The sequence below is a fragment of the Streptomyces sp. NPDC058650 genome, assembly GCF_042717315.1.
Lineage (GTDB): Bacteria > Actinomycetota > Actinomycetes > Streptomycetales > Streptomycetaceae > Streptomyces.
Genome location: NZ_JBHXRL010000007.1, coordinates 394230 through 408350, shown reverse-complemented (window position 1 = coordinate 408350; position 14121 = coordinate 394230). Strand labels below are relative to the sequence as shown.

The 14121-nt window shown below is 72.2% G+C and carries 13 protein-coding genes; 10 read left to right on the top strand and 3 right to left on the bottom strand.

Annotation, left to right across the window (positions count from 1 at the left end):
- The 8 genes from ACFWWU_RS16120 to ACFWWU_RS16085 all read left to right on the top strand — a co-directional run.
- A partial coding sequence (locus tag ACFWWU_RS16120; protein ID WP_384144954.1) for a proline racemase family protein occupies window positions 1-490 on the top strand: 490 nt, incomplete at its 5' end.
- On the top strand, window positions 487-1872 hold the full coding sequence (locus ACFWWU_RS16115) for an aldehyde dehydrogenase family protein (protein WP_384144951.1): 1386 nt from the start codon (window positions 487-489) through the stop codon (window positions 1870-1872). The genes ACFWWU_RS16120 and ACFWWU_RS16115, both read left to right, overlap by 4 nt.
- Before the next feature lie 47 nt (window positions 1873-1919).
- Window positions 1920-2600: a GntR family transcriptional regulator gene (locus ACFWWU_RS16110; RefSeq protein WP_384144949.1), complete on the top strand. Its 681-nt coding sequence runs from the start codon at window positions 1920-1922 to the stop codon at window positions 2598-2600.
- Window positions 2601-2708: 108 nt separating this feature from the next.
- Complete coding sequence (locus ACFWWU_RS16105; RefSeq protein WP_384144946.1) at window positions 2709-3974, top strand: alpha/beta fold hydrolase; 1266 nt, start codon at window positions 2709-2711, stop codon at window positions 3972-3974.
- A gap of 293 nt (window positions 3975-4267) precedes the next feature.
- Window positions 4268-5680, top strand: coding sequence for a family 2B encapsulin nanocompartment shell protein (locus ACFWWU_RS16100; protein ID WP_384144943.1), 1413 nt, complete (start codon window positions 4268-4270; stop codon window positions 5678-5680).
- Window positions 5681-5793: 113 nt separating this feature from the next.
- On the top strand, window positions 5794-7056 hold the full coding sequence (locus tag ACFWWU_RS16095; protein ID WP_384144940.1) for a family 2 encapsulin nanocompartment cargo protein terpene cyclase: 1263 nt from the start codon (window positions 5794-5796) through the stop codon (window positions 7054-7056).
- A gap of 15 nt (window positions 7057-7071) precedes the next feature.
- Complete coding sequence (locus ACFWWU_RS16090) at window positions 7072-7956, top strand: geranyl diphosphate 2-C-methyltransferase (RefSeq protein WP_384144937.1); 885 nt, start codon at window positions 7072-7074, stop codon at window positions 7954-7956.
- A 165-nt stretch (window positions 7957-8121) separates the two neighbouring features.
- Window positions 8122-8826, top strand: a complete 705-nt coding sequence (locus ACFWWU_RS16085; protein WP_384144934.1) for a DUF2470 domain-containing protein — start codon at window positions 8122-8124, stop codon at window positions 8824-8826.
- Window positions 8827-8830: 4 nt separating this feature from the next.
- On the opposite strand, the gene ACFWWU_RS16080 is transcribed toward ACFWWU_RS16085, so the two are convergent.
- From ACFWWU_RS16080 to ACFWWU_RS16070, 3 genes are read right to left on the bottom strand one after another with little or no spacing between them, the layout of a single operon-like run.
- Window positions 8831-9691 carry a hypothetical protein gene (locus tag ACFWWU_RS16080; RefSeq protein ID WP_384144931.1) on the bottom strand — a complete coding sequence of 287 codons (861 nt, stop codon included), beginning with the start codon at window positions 9689-9691 and terminating at the stop codon, window positions 8831-8833.
- On the bottom strand, window positions 9688-11568 hold the full coding sequence (locus ACFWWU_RS16075; RefSeq protein WP_384144928.1) for a GMC family oxidoreductase: 1881 nt from the start codon (window positions 11566-11568) through the stop codon (window positions 9688-9690). Before ACFWWU_RS16075 ends, ACFWWU_RS16080 begins: the two co-directional genes overlap by 4 nt.
- Window positions 11565-12017: a hypothetical protein gene (locus ACFWWU_RS16070; RefSeq protein WP_384144925.1), complete on the bottom strand. Its 453-nt coding sequence runs from the start codon at window positions 12015-12017 to the stop codon at window positions 11565-11567. Before ACFWWU_RS16070 ends, ACFWWU_RS16075 begins: the two co-directional genes overlap by 4 nt.
- A gap of 152 nt (window positions 12018-12169) precedes the next feature.
- On the opposite strand from ACFWWU_RS16070, the gene ACFWWU_RS16065 reads away from it, so the two are divergent.
- Window positions 12170-13504 carry a hypothetical protein gene (locus ACFWWU_RS16065; RefSeq protein WP_384144922.1) on the top strand — a complete coding sequence of 445 codons (1335 nt, stop codon included), beginning with the start codon at window positions 12170-12172 and terminating at the stop codon, window positions 13502-13504.
- A 128-nt stretch (window positions 13505-13632) separates the two neighbouring features.
- The gene (locus ACFWWU_RS16060) at window positions 13633-14103 is read left to right on the top strand and encodes a hypothetical protein (protein ID WP_384144919.1); all 471 of its coding nucleotides are present in this window, start codon (window positions 13633-13635) and stop codon (window positions 14101-14103) included.
- Window positions 14104-14121 lie beyond the last annotated feature (18 nt).

Here is a 14121-nt window from a genome sequence, read left to right as displayed (position 1 = left end):
CAACTTCTACGCGTTCGTCGAACTCGACTCCCTGGGACTGCCGTTCGACCGCGAGCGCAAGGACGACCTCCTCGCCGCCGGACTCGCCGTCATGGCCGCCGTCAACGCCTCACCCGACCGGCCCGTGCACCCCACGCAGCCGGAGATCGCCGGGCTCAAGCACGTGTACCTCGCGGCACCCCGCTCCGACGCCCGCCGCTCGCGGCACGCGATGGCCATCCACCCCGGCTGGTTCGACCGCTCGCCGTGCGGCACCGGCACCTCGGCGCGCATGGCCCAGCTGTACGCCCGCGGCGAGCTCCCGCTCGACACCGACTTCGTCAACGAATCCTTCATCGGTACGGAGTTCACCGGCCGGCTCACCGCCGAGACGGAGGTCGGCGGCCTCCCCGCCGTCGTCCCGACGGTCACCGGCCGTGCCTGGATCACCGGCACCGCGCAGTACTTCCTCGACCCGGACGACCCCTTCCCCGGAGGCTTCCTCCTGTGACCGACACAGTCCCCACCGTCATCTCCCGCAACCCGGCCGACCCGGCCGACGTGCTCCTGCGGATCCCGGCACCCGGCGCCTTCACGGCGGTCGACACCGTCGAGCGGGCGCGCGCCGCCCAGCCCGGCTGGCTGCTCGCCGGGGCCGCCGCCCGCTCGGCCGCCCTGAGCGCCGTCGCCGTCGCCGTCGAGGCCGCGGCCGACGAACTGGCCGCGCTCGCCGTACGCGAGGTGGGCAAGCCGCTGGCCGAGGCCAGGGCCGAGGTCGCCCGTACCGCCGCCATCTGGCGCTACTACGCCCAGGCGCCCTACCAGCCCACCGGAGCGGTCCACGAGACCGCGGCGGGCCCCGGACTGCTCCTGACCCGCCGCCGCCCGCACGGGGTGGCGGGGCTCATCACGCCCTGGAACTTCCCCTTCGCCATCCCGACCTGGAAGGCCGCCCCGGCGCTCGCCACCGGGAACACGGTCGTCCTCAAGCCCGCCCCCGAGGCCACGGCGTGCGCCCAGCGCCTGGCCGAGATCGTCCAGCGGGTCCTGCCCGAGGCCGTGTTCACGGTCCTGCCCGGCGGCGCGACCGAGGGCAACGCGCTCGTCTCCGCCGCCGACGTCGTCTCCTTCACCGGCTCCACCCCCGTCGGCCAGGCCGTCGCCCGGGCCGCGACCTCCCGGGGCATCCCGGCGCAGGCGGAGATGGGCGGTCTGAACGCGGCGCTCGTCCTGCCGGACGCGGACATCGAGCAGGCGGCGGCCCACATCGCCGCCGCCATCGCCGGGTACGCCGGCCAGAAGTGCACCGCCACCAGCCGGGTCATCGCGGTCGGCGCCGCGCTGGACCCGCTGCGGGAGGCGCTCTCCGAGGTACTGCGGGCCGTCCCCGTCGGCGACCCCGCCGACCCGGCCACCGTGTGCGGGCCGCTGATCCACGAGTACGCCCGCGGCCGGGTCGGCGACGCCTGCCGGGGGCTGTCCGTGCTCGCGGGCGGCACCGTGCCCGACCGGGAGGGCTGGTACGCCGCCCCGACCCTGGTCGAGAAGGTCTCCCCGGGACACCGGCTGCTGCGCGAAGAGGTCTTCGGCCCCGTCGCGTCGCTGCTCGTGGCGGACGACCTCGCCCAAGCGATCCGGATCACCAACTCCGTACCGTACGGTCTGGTCACCTCGGTCCACACCGCCGACCTGAACACGGCGCTGACCGGCCTCGACCTCCTCGACACCGGGATGATCCGGCTCAACGCCCCCTCCACCGGCGTCGACTTCCACCTGCCGTTCGGCGGCTCCAAGGCGTCCAGCCACGGGCCGCGCGAGCAGGGCACGGCGGCCCTCGACTTCTACACGTCGAGCCGGACGTACACACTGGCACCCGCGGGCCCCACGGCGTGACATCGTACGGTGGTGATGTCAACCGGAACGAAGGGATCACCACCGTCATGGGGCACCTGACCCACCGCGACCTCAACGCCTCCCGGGAGCGGCTGCGCGACCAGGTCGCCCATGCCCTGCGAGCCGCCCTGATCTCGGGCGAGCTCCGCCCCGGGGTGGTGTACTCGGCGCCGACCCTCGCCGAGGACTTCGGGATCTCCGCCACCCCGGTCCGCGAGGCGATGCTCGACCTGGCCCGCGAGGGACTGGTCGAGCCCGTCCGCAACAAGGGCTTCCGGGTCACCGAGGTCGACGAGCGCGACCTCGACCAGTACACCGAGATCCGCGCGCTCATCGAGATCCCGATGGTCGGCAGGATCACCCGGATCGCCGCCCGCGAGGACCTGGAGGCGCTGCGGCCGGTCGCCGAGGACATCGTGCGCGCGGCCCGCGAGCACGACCTCATCGGGTATCTGGAGGCGGACCGTCTGTTCCACCTCACGCTGCTCGGCCTCGCGGGCAACGAACGGCTCGTCGAGACCGTCGGCGACCTGCGCAAGCGCTCCCGCTTGTACGGGCTCACCGCACTGGACGAGAGCGGCAACCTCATCCCGTCGGCCGAGGAGCACCTGGAGCTCCTCGACCTGATGCTCGCCGGCGACGCCAAGGGCGCGGAGAAGTGCATGACCCGGCACCTGGGACACGTCCGCTCCCTCTGGGCCAAGGGCGACCGGCCGACCGCGGGGTAGCGGTGCCGGCCGACGGTCGGATGGAGGCTCCTCTCGACGGGCGGACGACGGCCACCCATCGATGCAATGTCACATCTGACCGGCCGCCCGCGGCCGTGGAAGGAAGCCATGAACCCCGCGTACGCGACCGTCGACCACACCTTCACCGTCCCCCTGGACCACCGGGCACCCGACGGACCCACCATCGAGGTCTTCGCCCGGGAGGTCGCCGACCCGGCCCGCGCAGGCGAGGAACTCCCCTGGCTGCTCTACCTCCAGGGCGGCCCCGGCGGCAAGTCGCCCCGCCCGTCGGCCGGTTCGCCCGGCTGGCTGGCCCAGGCCCTGAAGACCCACCGCGTGCTCCTCCTCGACCAGCGCGGCACCGGACGCTCCACCCCGGTCACCGCGCGGTCCGCCGCCCGGTTCGCCTCCCCGGACCGGCTCGCCGGCTACCTCGCCCACTTCCGGGCCGACGCGATCGTCGCCGACGCGGAGCTGATCCGCCGCGAACTCTGCGGCGACACCCCCTGGGAGACCCTCGGCCAGAGCTACGGCGGCTTCCTCACCCTCACCTACCTCTCCCATGCCCCCGAGGGCTTGAAGGCTTGCTATGTCACCGGCGGCCTGCCCGGCCTCACCGCCACCGCCGACGACGTGTACGCCCGCACCTACCCCCGCGTCCGCGACCGCGTCCTCGACTTCTACGCCCGCTACCCCGAGGACGAGCCCCGCCTCCGGAAGATCGCCGACCTCCTCGCGACCGACGACGTCCGCCTCCCGAACGGCGACCGCCTCACGCCGCACCGCCTGCGCACCCTCGGGCTCTGCCTCGGCATGGGGGACGGCTTCGAGCGCGTCCACTGGCTGCTCGACGAAGCCCTCGACACCGACGGCGAGTTGAGCGACACGTTCCTCCACCAGGTGATGACCCAGACTGGCTTCACCGACAACCCGCTCTTCGCCGTCATGCAGGAGTCGCTGTACGGCCAGGGCGCCGGCCCGACCGGCTGGGCGGCCTCCCGCGCCCTGGCCGACTTCCCCGAGTTCGCCGGGGACGCCGACCCGCTCCTGCTCACCGGCGAGATGATGTACCCCTGGATGTTCCGGGAGATCGCGGGCCTGCGCCCCTTCGCGGACGCCGCCGACCTGCTGGCCGCGCGCGTCGACTGGCCGCCCCTCTACGACCCGAGCCGCCTCGCCGCCAACGAGGTCCCGCTCGCCGCGATCGTCTACCACGACGACATGTACGTCGACGCCGGCATCTCCCTCGCCACCGCGCGCGGGATCGGCGCCTCCCGCGTCTGGGTCACCAACGAATGGGAGCACGACGGGGTCGCCGCTTCCGGCGGCCGCGTCCTCGCCCGCCTGATGGATCTGGCCACCGGCCGCGCATAGACCCGGCCCCCTCCTCCTCGCCCTCCGGCTCCCTCCCGCCACGCGGAGCCGGAGGGCTTTCGCGTTCCCCGGCGAGGGTGGCTGGATACCGTCGATCTCCCGGATAAACCTCACGCGAAGCAAGATCACCGCTTTGAGGTAATGCCTCCGAACTGATGGGGTGAGCGGGGCTTACCGACCGTTACTGTTCCCCGGGATCTGGACGAATTCCCAGAGATTGACCCCCTTTTTCCTCTTTCAGCGGTCTGCATCCGTATGCCGACCGTCGTCCACCCGAAGGAGAGCTCGCCCCGATGACCGTCGACACCGGCCCGGAAGCGCAGGTGGCGCCGCCCCGGCAGTCCAGCCTGAGCACCGCGGCAGCCCGCAACCTCGCCACCACGACCAAGTCCACCCCGCAGATGCAGGAGATCTCCTCCCGCTGGCTGCTCCGGATGCTCCCCTGGGTGGAGACGAAGGGCGGCGCCTACCGGGTGAACCGCCGACTGAGCTACACCGTCGGCGACGGCCGCATCGAGTTCGTCCAGGACGGCTCGCGCGTCCGCGTGATCCCGCAGGAACTCGGCGAACTGGCCCTGCTGCGCGGCTTCGACGACGTCGAGGTGCTCACCGCGATCGCCGGCCGTTGCGTCCAGCGCGACTTCCGCGCCGGCGAGGTGCTGACCGAGCGCGGCACCCCAGCCGAGCAGATCCACCTGATCGCCCACGGCCGGATCAACCAGACCTCCGTCGGCAAGTACGGCGACGAGGTCGCGGTCTCCGTTCTCGCCGACGGCGACCACATCGGCGAGAACGCCCTCCTGGACGCCGACGCCAGGTGGGACTACACCGCCACCGCCGAGACCTCCGGCATCCTGCTCACGCTGTCCCGCGCCGACTTCGCCTCGATCGTGTCCTCGGCGCCGAGCCTCCAGACGCACCTCCACGAGTTCAGCTCGCTCCCCCTCCAGCGGCAGAACCGTCACGGCGAGGCCGAGATCGCGATGTCGGCCGGTCACACCGGCGAGGTCACCCTCCCGGGCGCCTTCGTGGACTACGAGCTCAAGCCGCGCGAGTACGAACTCTCCGTCGCCCAGACCGTCCTCAAGGTCCACACCCGGGTCGCCGACCTCTACAACGGGCCGATGAACCAGACGGAGGAGCAGCTCAGGCTCACCATCGAGGCGCTGCGCGAGCGCCAGGAGCACGAGCTCATCAACCACCCTGAGTTCGGGCTCCTCCACAACGCCGACTTCAAGCAGCGGATCCAGACCCACTCGGGTCCCCCCACCCCGGACGACCTCGACGAGCTGCTGACCCGCCGTCGCGGCACCAAGATCTTCCTCGCCCACCCCCGGACGATCGCGGCGATCGGGCGCGAGTGGAACGCCGCCGGGCTCTACCCGGACACGGTCGACCTCGACGGGCACCAGGTCCCGTCCTGGCGCGGGGTCCCGATCCTGCCCTGCAACAAGATCCCCATCAGCAAGGAGAACACCAGCTCGATCCTCGCCATGCGCCTCGGCGAGGACAACCAGGGCGTCATCGGTCTCCGCCAGACCGGCCTGCCGGAGGAATACGAGCCCGGACTGTCCGTGCGGTTCATGGGCATCAGCGAGCAGGCGATCATGTCGTACCTGGTCACCACGTACTACTCCGCCGCGATCCTCGTGCCCAACGCGCTCGGCGTCCTGGAGAACGTCCAGATCGCCCGCAGGCGGGGCTGACGCCCACCGGAGCCGCACCCGTCCGGCCGACACGACAGCCCGGACGCCTCCGGGCCGGGCGAGCGCGCCCGGGATCCGGGACGTACCACCCCACCCCCTTCAAGGAGCCACGGATGCCCGAGCCCGGGCTTTCCCCTCTGCAGTCGAGCCTGCCCACCGCAGCGGCCCACTTCGGGGCCCACGTCCTCGCCCAGGCCGGCGCCGTCGGCGTCGAAGCCGCCGACACCGCGCCGTCCACCGCCCCCGTTCCCGCCGCGGCGGCGGAGCCGGGGCCCGACCTCGGCCGGATCCTGCGCGGCCCCACCGGCCTCGGCACGGCGGGGCTGAGTCTGGTCCGGCGCGCGGAGCCGCCCCTCGCGGAGCCGCCCCTCCCGGCGGCACCCGAGGCGCCGGCGGACGCCTTGCACATCCCGGGCCTCTACTACCACCCGGTGCCGGAGCCCGACCCGGCGACGGTGGAGGAGGTCAGCCGCCGTATCAAGGACTGGGCGGTGGACGAGGTCGACCTGTTCCCCGAGGAGTGGGAGGGCGAGTTCGACGGATTCTCCGTCGGGCGCTACATGGTGGCCTGCCACCCGGACGCCCCGACCGTCGACCACCTCATGATCGCGACGCGGCTGATGGTCGCCGAGAACGCGGTGGACGACTGCTACTGCGAGGACCACGGCGGCTCGCCCATCGGCCTCGGCGGCCGGCTCCTGCTGGCGCACACCGCGCTCGACTCGTTCCACACCACGCGGGAGTACGCGCCGCAGTGGTCGGAGTCGCTCCACGCGGACGCCCCGCGGCGGGCCTACCGCTCCGCCATGGAGTACCTGGTCCGGCAGTCCACCCCCTCCCAGGCCGACCGGTTCCGGCACGACATGGCCCGGCTGCACCTCGGCTACCTCGCCGAGGCCTCCTGGGCCGAGACGGACCACGTACCGGAGGTGTGGGAGTACCTCGCGATGCGGCAGTTCAACAACTTCCGCCCCTGCCCCACCATCACCGACACCGTCGGCGGCTACGAACTGCCTGCGGACCTGCACGCGCAGCCGGACATGCAACGGGTCATCGCGCTCGCCGGCAACGCGACGACGATCGTCAACGACCTCTACTCGTACACCAAGGAACTCGCCGCCCCCGGCCGGCACTTGAACCTGCCCGTGGTGATCGCCGACCGGGAGAAGCTCTCGGAGCGGGACGCCTATCTGAAGGCGGTCGAGGTCCACAACGACCTCATGCGCGACTTCGAGGCCGAAGCCGCCGCCCTGGCCGCCGCCTGTCCCGTCCCCAGCGTGCTGCGCTTCCTGCGGGGAGTCGCCGTGTGGGTCGACGGCAACCACTACTGGCACCAGACCAACACCTTCCGCTACAGCCTGCCCGATTTCTGGTAAGAAATGGATCTCTCTGTGACCAGCACCGAGCTCACCTCCGCCCTCGCCACCTCCGCGTTCGTTCCGGCTCCGGCGTCGCCCTACCAGAGCGACATCGCCCGTTACTGGAACCAGGAGGCCAGGCCCGTGAACCTGCGCCTCGGCGACGTCGACGGGCTCTACCACCACCACTACGGCATCGGCGACGTCGACCACGCCTCCCTCGGTGACACCGAGGACAGCGAGTACGAGAAGAAGCTGATCGCCGAGCTGCACCGCCTCGAGTCGGCGCAGGCCGAAGTGCTCCTCGACCACCTCGGTGCCATCGGGCAGGACGACACGCTCGTCGACGCCGGGTGCGGCCGCGGCGGTTCGAGCGTCATGGCCCACCAGCGCTTCGGCTGCAAGGTCGAGGGCGTCACCCTCTCCTCCACGCAGGCCGAGTTCGGCAACCGGCGCGCGAAGGAGCTCGGCATCGACGACCACGTCCGAGCCACCGTGTGCAACATGCTCGACACCCCGTTCGAGAAGGGCAGCATCGCCGGCTCGTGGAACAACGAGTCGAGCATGTACGTCGACCTGGACGACCTCTTCGCCGAGCACTCCCGCTTCCTCAAGGTCGGCGGGCGCTACGTGACCATCACCGGCTGCTGGAACCCGCGGTACGGCCAGCCCTCGAAGTGGGTCTCGCAGATCAACGCGCACTTCGAGTGCAACATCCACTCCCGCCGCGAGTACCTCCGCGCCATGGCCGACAACCGTCTCGTCCCGCAGGCGGTCGTCGACCTGACGGCCGCGACCCTGCCCTACTGGGAGCTGCGGGCCACGTCGTCGCTGGTCACCGGGATCGAGGAGGCGTTCATCGAGTCGTACAAGGACGGCTCCTTCCAGTACCTGCTGATCGCGGCCGACCGGGTCTGACCGGCCGAATCCGACCGACCGACCGACCGACCGCCGCCGAAGAAGGTCGGGCCCGTCACCCGACGGGCCCGACCCCCCGCCTTCAAACAGCTCCCCACATGGGTTAGGTTAGGCTTGCCTAAGTAACGACTTGGGTTTTTCCTCCCTCGCCCCTGGAGAGCTTGGATGCGCCCCTTCGGTACGCACGTCACCCAGCCCACCCCCGCGGAGCGTGTGCGCTCCCTCCTGGCCTCGGCACACTCGATGACGGTCGTGACCGACGGGCGCCGCCAGGAGGTCCACCTCCTGGACGGGACGGGGCCGATGGGCCACATCCACCTGCACGACCCGTCCGAGGGCGTCCACGGCGGGCAGGGCGCGCGCATCCCCGTACGCCTGGAGTTCACGGACATCGCCCCCACCGCCGTACGCGAGCGACTGCGGGCGCGCGTCACCCTGACCGGGCTGCTGGGCGCGGACTACGCGCACGACGCGACCGAGAGCACATGCCTGGAGTTCGGCCAGGCGCTGCTCGAAGACGCCGAGGGGCGTACGTACCTCACCCTGGACGCACTCCACGCGGCGGACGTCGACCCCATGGCCTCCTGCGAGGCGTCCATGCTGACCCACCTCGTCGACAGTCACGCCGAACTCGTGCCGCTGCTCCTGCGCCTCGTCCGCCCACGCCCCGACCGGCGCATGGTCCGCGCCCTGCCGGTCGCCATGGACCGCTACGGCGTCACCCTCCGCCTGGAGTACCCCGTGGGCCACCAGGACGTCCGCCTGCCCTTCCCCACCCCCGTCACCGGCATCGACGAGGCTGGCCCGCGGATCCACGCCCTCCTCGCCGCGGCGCGCCGGTCCTCGCACCCCAACAGCCTGCTGACCTGACGTCTCAGCGTGGCTGGGGCAGGTAGTAGGGACGGTTGTGGGCGGCCACCGGCGGGGACTGGAACGTCCAGGCGCCGGCCGCGGGGCGGGGGCCCACGAGGGTCGTGAGGTCCTGTCCGAGGTCCGTCGTCCCGTCGTGGACGGTCAGACGGATCCGGTCGGCGTCGGCGACGGGGTCGAGGGCGTGGTGCCGGTAGGGCTGGTAGAGGTTCATCGGGCCGGCCAGCGCACGCCCCTCGGCGTCGGTTCCGTAGCCGGTGACCGGAGCGTTGTTCGCCGGGACCGAGGGCAGACCGGTGAGGTCGGCGGTGAGGGTGAGGACGTCCGCGTCGTGACGCACCACCGTGTCCGAGCCGTCCACCGCCGCCGTGGCCTTGCGGCAGCGCACGGACCAGGCGTCACCCGCCGGGCCGTTGGGCGAGGGCATCGTCGTCTCGAACCAGCCCGGATGCTTGGGCTCGGCGAAGAGGCGGCGCCCCGCGTCGATGGCCAGCGGGTTGTCGCACAGGACGTGGATGCGGGCGATGCCGAGCAGCCGGGTCTGGTCGACGCCGTGCGCGTACTCCTCGTAGGAGAGGCGGGGCAGCCGGTGGACCTCCGATGTCGGGTGGGCGATGACGTTGAACTCGATCTCCTGGGTGATGCCACCGCCGAAGGCGTACTGCGCGAAGTAGAGCTGGTAGTTGAGGGACACGACGGCCCGCCCGTCGAACTCGGCTGCGGTCAGGGCCGGATGACGCTTGGCCAGCAGATCCCGTACCGGCTCGGGCTCCACGAGGAAGTCGACGCCGATCTGGTGCAGCGCCCCGTAGTGGAACGGCAGTTGGTACGGCGCGGGGACGGGCGGCAGCGGCAGGGGGGTCACGGGGCGGCTCCTGGAGTGATGACGGCGGGCCGGTCGCGAGCGGTGAGCTCGCGGGCGATGGCCCCGGCGCTGCGCAGCGCGAGGGCGGCCATGGTCAGGGTCGGGTTGGAGGTGGCGACCGAGGGCATGCTGCCGCAGCCGACGGCGTACAGGCCGGGATGGTCCCAGCAGCGCTGATGGGAGTCGACGACGGAGGTCGCGGGATCGTCGCCCATGATGTGGGTGCCCGCCCCGTGGCCGGCTCCCCGGTAGGAGTAGGTCCTGCCCCGGTGCTCGAAACGGCCCGGCCAGACGGGACCGGCCGGGTCGTCGGTGTGGTCCTCGGCACCGAGCAGGCCGAAGATCCGGTCGGAGACCTGCCGCGCGGCGGCCATGCCCTCTTTGACGTGCGCGGAGAGGTCGTACGCGACGACCGGGCGGGGGAGCCCCAGCGCGTCGCGCCGACGGGGGTCGAGGGTGACGCGGTTGGCCGGGTCGGCCTCCTGCTCCATCTCGAACTGGAGGGTGAACTGGCGCCCCGCGCGCTCCCGCACGGCGGTCCGCAGCGCCGTGCCGAAGAGTCCCCGGCCGGTCGGGCCCCCGCTGTGCAGGAGCGTGGCGACGTCCCCGTCGACGGGCCCCCTCGACCACACCCACCCCCAGTTGCCGATCTCGACGCGGAAGGGCGCGCGGGCGCGGCGGGCGGGCCCGAAGCGGAACCCCTCCAGGCCCGAGGTGGAGCCAGGGCCGCGGTACGGGCCGACCTGCTCGGGCATCAGCCCCCAGGTGAGCAGCACCGGATGGTCCATCAGGTTGCGGCCGACCTGGTCGCTGCGGTCGGCGAGGCCGGACAGGAGCAGCAGCCGGGCGTTCTCGACGGCGTGCGCGGCCAGGACCACGACGTCGGCGGAGGCCGTACCCGGAACCGCCGGGCCGGTCCCGGGGGTCCAGCGCAGGAACGCGACCCCCGTGGCACGGCCGTTGCCGTCGGTCAGGACCCGGTGGACGACGGCCCGGTCGACCAGCGTCACCGACTCGCTCCAGCGGGCCTGGGTCTTGAGAGGCGTGTACTTGGCGTGGCTGGGGCAGAGAGGGATGCAGCTGGCGCTGCCGAGGCACCGGCTGCCGGGGTCGGGCCGGCCGTGCGCGCCCGCGGGGACGTATCCGGCGCCGCCGTCGTAGAGGGGGTCGGGTGTGCTGTTGCGGCCGTGCGGGGTGCCGGTGACCCGGAGGACGACCGGGTCACCGGTGGCCGGGTCGGGGAGCGTACGGCCGTCGAGCCGGGCGGCGAGCATCCGGTCGAGGTGGCTGACGGGCAGGGCCTTCATGGGAAACGTGTAGGCATCGGGGAAGGGCAGTCCGACGTGCTCGCGCTGTTCGTCGACGTCGGCGGCGACCCCGATCTCGTACTCCGCGGCCCGGTAGTGGGGCTCCAGCTCGTCGTAGCCGATCGGCCAGCTGCGGCCGTAGCCGAACTCCGCCGTGCGGAAGTCCTCCGGGTGCATCCTCGGCGTCAGTCCCGTCCACACGTTCCCGGTGCCGCCGTTGACGCGTACGTAACCGCTGGCGTACGGGAGGGGGCCGCGCTGGAGCAGGTGGCCGTCGGCCGTGAACCCGCCCGAGGGCAGGCCGGCCAGGTCGGTCACCTCCGGCCAGGGCGTCTCGGGGGCCGGGACGTACGGGGAGCCGGGAACCTTGGCTCCCGCCGTGAGGTACGTGTGGAGCGCGGCCTGGTGGCCGGCCTCGGGGTCGGCCACCGCGGGACCGGCCTCCAGGACGAGCACGCGCCGCCCCTGCTCGCCCAGCCGCCGGGCGACGAGTGAACCGGCGATGCCGGCGCCGACGACGATGACGTCGTAGCGGGCGTGCGCGGTGGAGGGCCCGAGGCCGGCGTTCATCGGGCGGCCCCTTCGGGCGCCTGTGACCAGCTCCCGAACCCGGGCCGGCCCGTGCCGGGCGCGTGTCCGCCGAGGGCCCGCCACACCAGCCCCTCGGCGTAGGCGCGGGCGGAGACGACGGTGGACGCCGAGCCCGGCGGGCCCAGCCAGCACCCCGTGTACCAGAGGTGAGTGAGCGATCTGGCGAGGGCGAGCGGCTCCTCGGCGAGCCTCGCCGACAGCTCCCCGGCAGCCGCGTCGGCGGAATCCGGTTCGTGGGGGAGTCCGGCCAGGCCCGCCCGCAGCGCGCGGCACGGCCCGGGGCCCACCCGCGCGGCGACGAACTCCGCGTACACCCCGGCCATCCCCGTCTTCTCCAGCTCGGCCACGCTGAATCCGCTGAGCGCCGAGGACAGCTCGACGAACTCCTCCGCACCACCCCAGGCCTCGCCGGCCCTCGACTCGCTCACGTACCCGAACCCCTCCCTCGACGCACGTCGGTGATCGTTCCCCGACGCCGAGCGGCGGACGCGTCCAGTTCAGGCCATCCACGAGAGTGCCCCTTCGTGTGATGATCTTCTCTTCGTATGGAGATCCGTAGGGGATCCACGGGGGAGAGAACATGGCATACACGGACGCCAACGGCGTCGATCTGTCCGGTGTCACCGGCAGGCTCATCCAGACGGTCGACCTGGTGAAGAGCCCGGCACCGCAGGCCATCGCCACCGACACGGTCAACGGACACGTCTTCGTGCTCCAGGTGGAGAGCTCGGCCACGGTTCCCGAGGGGAACATGTACCTCAACCGCATCGACCGCCTGACCGGCAAGGTGACCGGTTCGATGCAGCTGAAGGGCTTCGGGCACGGCCTCTCGATGGGCGCGGAGCCCGTGGGCGCCGACACGTACCTCTGGACCGAGGTCGGCCCGCTGCACACCACCATGAAGGACGGCGAGGTCAAGTCCACCTTCGGCAAGGCCGTCACCCGGTTCCTGTTCGAGCCCGACAGGGTCCTCGAAGGGAAGTTCATACCGCAGGAGCGGAAGTTCACGCCGCCCGGCAGCACGGCGGGCACCGGACCCTTCCTCGACCCGGTGAACAACCTGCTCTGCGTGATGTACCACAAGAACGGAAGGCGCCACTTCACTCGGTACGACCCCGCCGCGGCCGCCGCGGGCTCCTGGGTCCCGGTGGGCACCACGTTCGTCATGCCGGCCGGTGAGGACGTCACTCCCGACGTGCCGTCGCCCTACCCGCTGGAACAGTCGCTCGTCTCCCAGGGCTTCACCGTCTTGGGGAACGTCCTCTACGCGTACCAGTGGGCCCCGTACGACAAGGCCAACAATCCGACGACGGTCCCCAGCGAGTTCCCGGGGATCGCCTTCCTCACCTCGTACGACTGGACCACCGGCGCGCGCCTCGACCGACAGGTGGTCACCAACGCCGACGGCCTCACCCGACGCGAGCCCGAGGGCGTCGCCGTGGAGGTCGACCCCGCGACCGCGGAGACCCGGCTGCTGTTCGGCTTCAGCAACACCGTCCCCGGCACCACCGGTTCGCGTGACGTCACCATCGGCTGGTACCCGACGAAGCCGGCGGTGGACGGGATCAAGGTGCTGGCGGACTGGGAGGACCTTGCCCTGGAGCCCGGTGTCACCCCCGGAGCGCAGCCCCCGCGCGGGCGGCTGATCGCCCTCGCCGGCACCACCTACCTCCAGCTGCGCGGCACCCTCACCTGCGCCCCCGGTCTCACCGCGGACAGCAGGATCGCGACCCTGCCGCACCGGCTGCGCCCCACCCACCTGACCCGCCAGAACGTACCCCGCAACAACAACACCGGTCGCTGTGTGTGCCGGATCGAGGCGGACGTGCACGGAGCGCTCTGGGCGTACGGCGCCGCGGCCGACAACGCCATCACCTGGATCGACCTCGACGGCGTCTCGGTCGCCTGGAGATGAACGCCCGCCGCCCCGCCCCACCCGCCGCATCGACGGCACCCGACGCATCGACGACACGCACCGAACTCCGCGCACCCACCGCACCCGTTCAGGCGCCCGCCCGCCGCACCCGATCCGGAGGATCGAGCATGACCCAGCACACGACCAGCCGCCGATCCCTGCTCGCCGCGGCCCTGGCCGCCCCGGCCGTCGCCGTCGGCGCCCCGCTCCTCGCGGCCACCCCGGCCGCCGCCGCGGACCCCGTGGACGGCTGCCAGGTCGTCGTCGACTGGACGGCGATCGTCCTGGAGCCGACCGTGGAGAACGAGGCCGGCGCACCGGCCCAGGCCCGCGTCATCCGCCTCGCGGGCACGGAGTACCTCCAGCTGCGCGGCACCGTCACCTGCGCGTTCACCGCCGACGGCCGCCTCGGGACGCTCCCGGCCACGATCCGCCCGCCCAAGCTGACCCGCGGCGTCTGCCCGCGCAACAACAGTCAGGGCATCAACGCGCTCCGCGTCGAGGCGAACACGGCCGGCGCCCTCAACGTCTTCGGCCCCCAGGCGACGAACAAGGTGACCTGGGTCCAGCTGGACAACTTCTCCTCCGTCCTGCGCTGAGACCGGTACGGAACATCT

Bases quoted from the DNA above. Each gene is read 5' to 3' on its own strand.
- ACFWWU_RS16110 (WP_384144949.1), top strand. From the start codon at position 1,920: ATGGGGCACCTGACCCACCGCGACCTCAACGCCTCCCGGGAGCGGCTG.
- ACFWWU_RS16105 (WP_384144946.1), top strand. From the start codon at position 2,709: ATGAACCCCGCGTACGCGACCGTCGACCACACCTTCACCGTCCCCCTG.
- ACFWWU_RS16100 (WP_384144943.1), top strand. From the start codon at position 4,268: ATGACCGTCGACACCGGCCCGGAAGCGCAGGTGGCGCCGCCCCGGCAG.
- ACFWWU_RS16095 (WP_384144940.1), top strand. From the start codon at position 5,794: ATGCCCGAGCCCGGGCTTTCCCCTCTGCAGTCGAGCCTGCCCACCGCA.
- ACFWWU_RS16085 (WP_384144934.1), top strand. From the start codon at position 8,122: ATGCGCCCCTTCGGTACGCACGTCACCCAGCCCACCCCCGCGGAGCGT.
- ACFWWU_RS16075 (WP_384144928.1), bottom strand. From the start codon at position 11,568: ATGAACGCCGGCCTCGGGCCCTCCACCGCGCACGCCCGCTACGACGTC.
- ACFWWU_RS16065 (WP_384144922.1), top strand. From the start codon at position 12,170: ATGGCATACACGGACGCCAACGGCGTCGATCTGTCCGGTGTCACCGGC.
- ACFWWU_RS16060 (WP_384144919.1), top strand. From the start codon at position 13,633: ATGACCCAGCACACGACCAGCCGCCGATCCCTGCTCGCCGCGGCCCTG.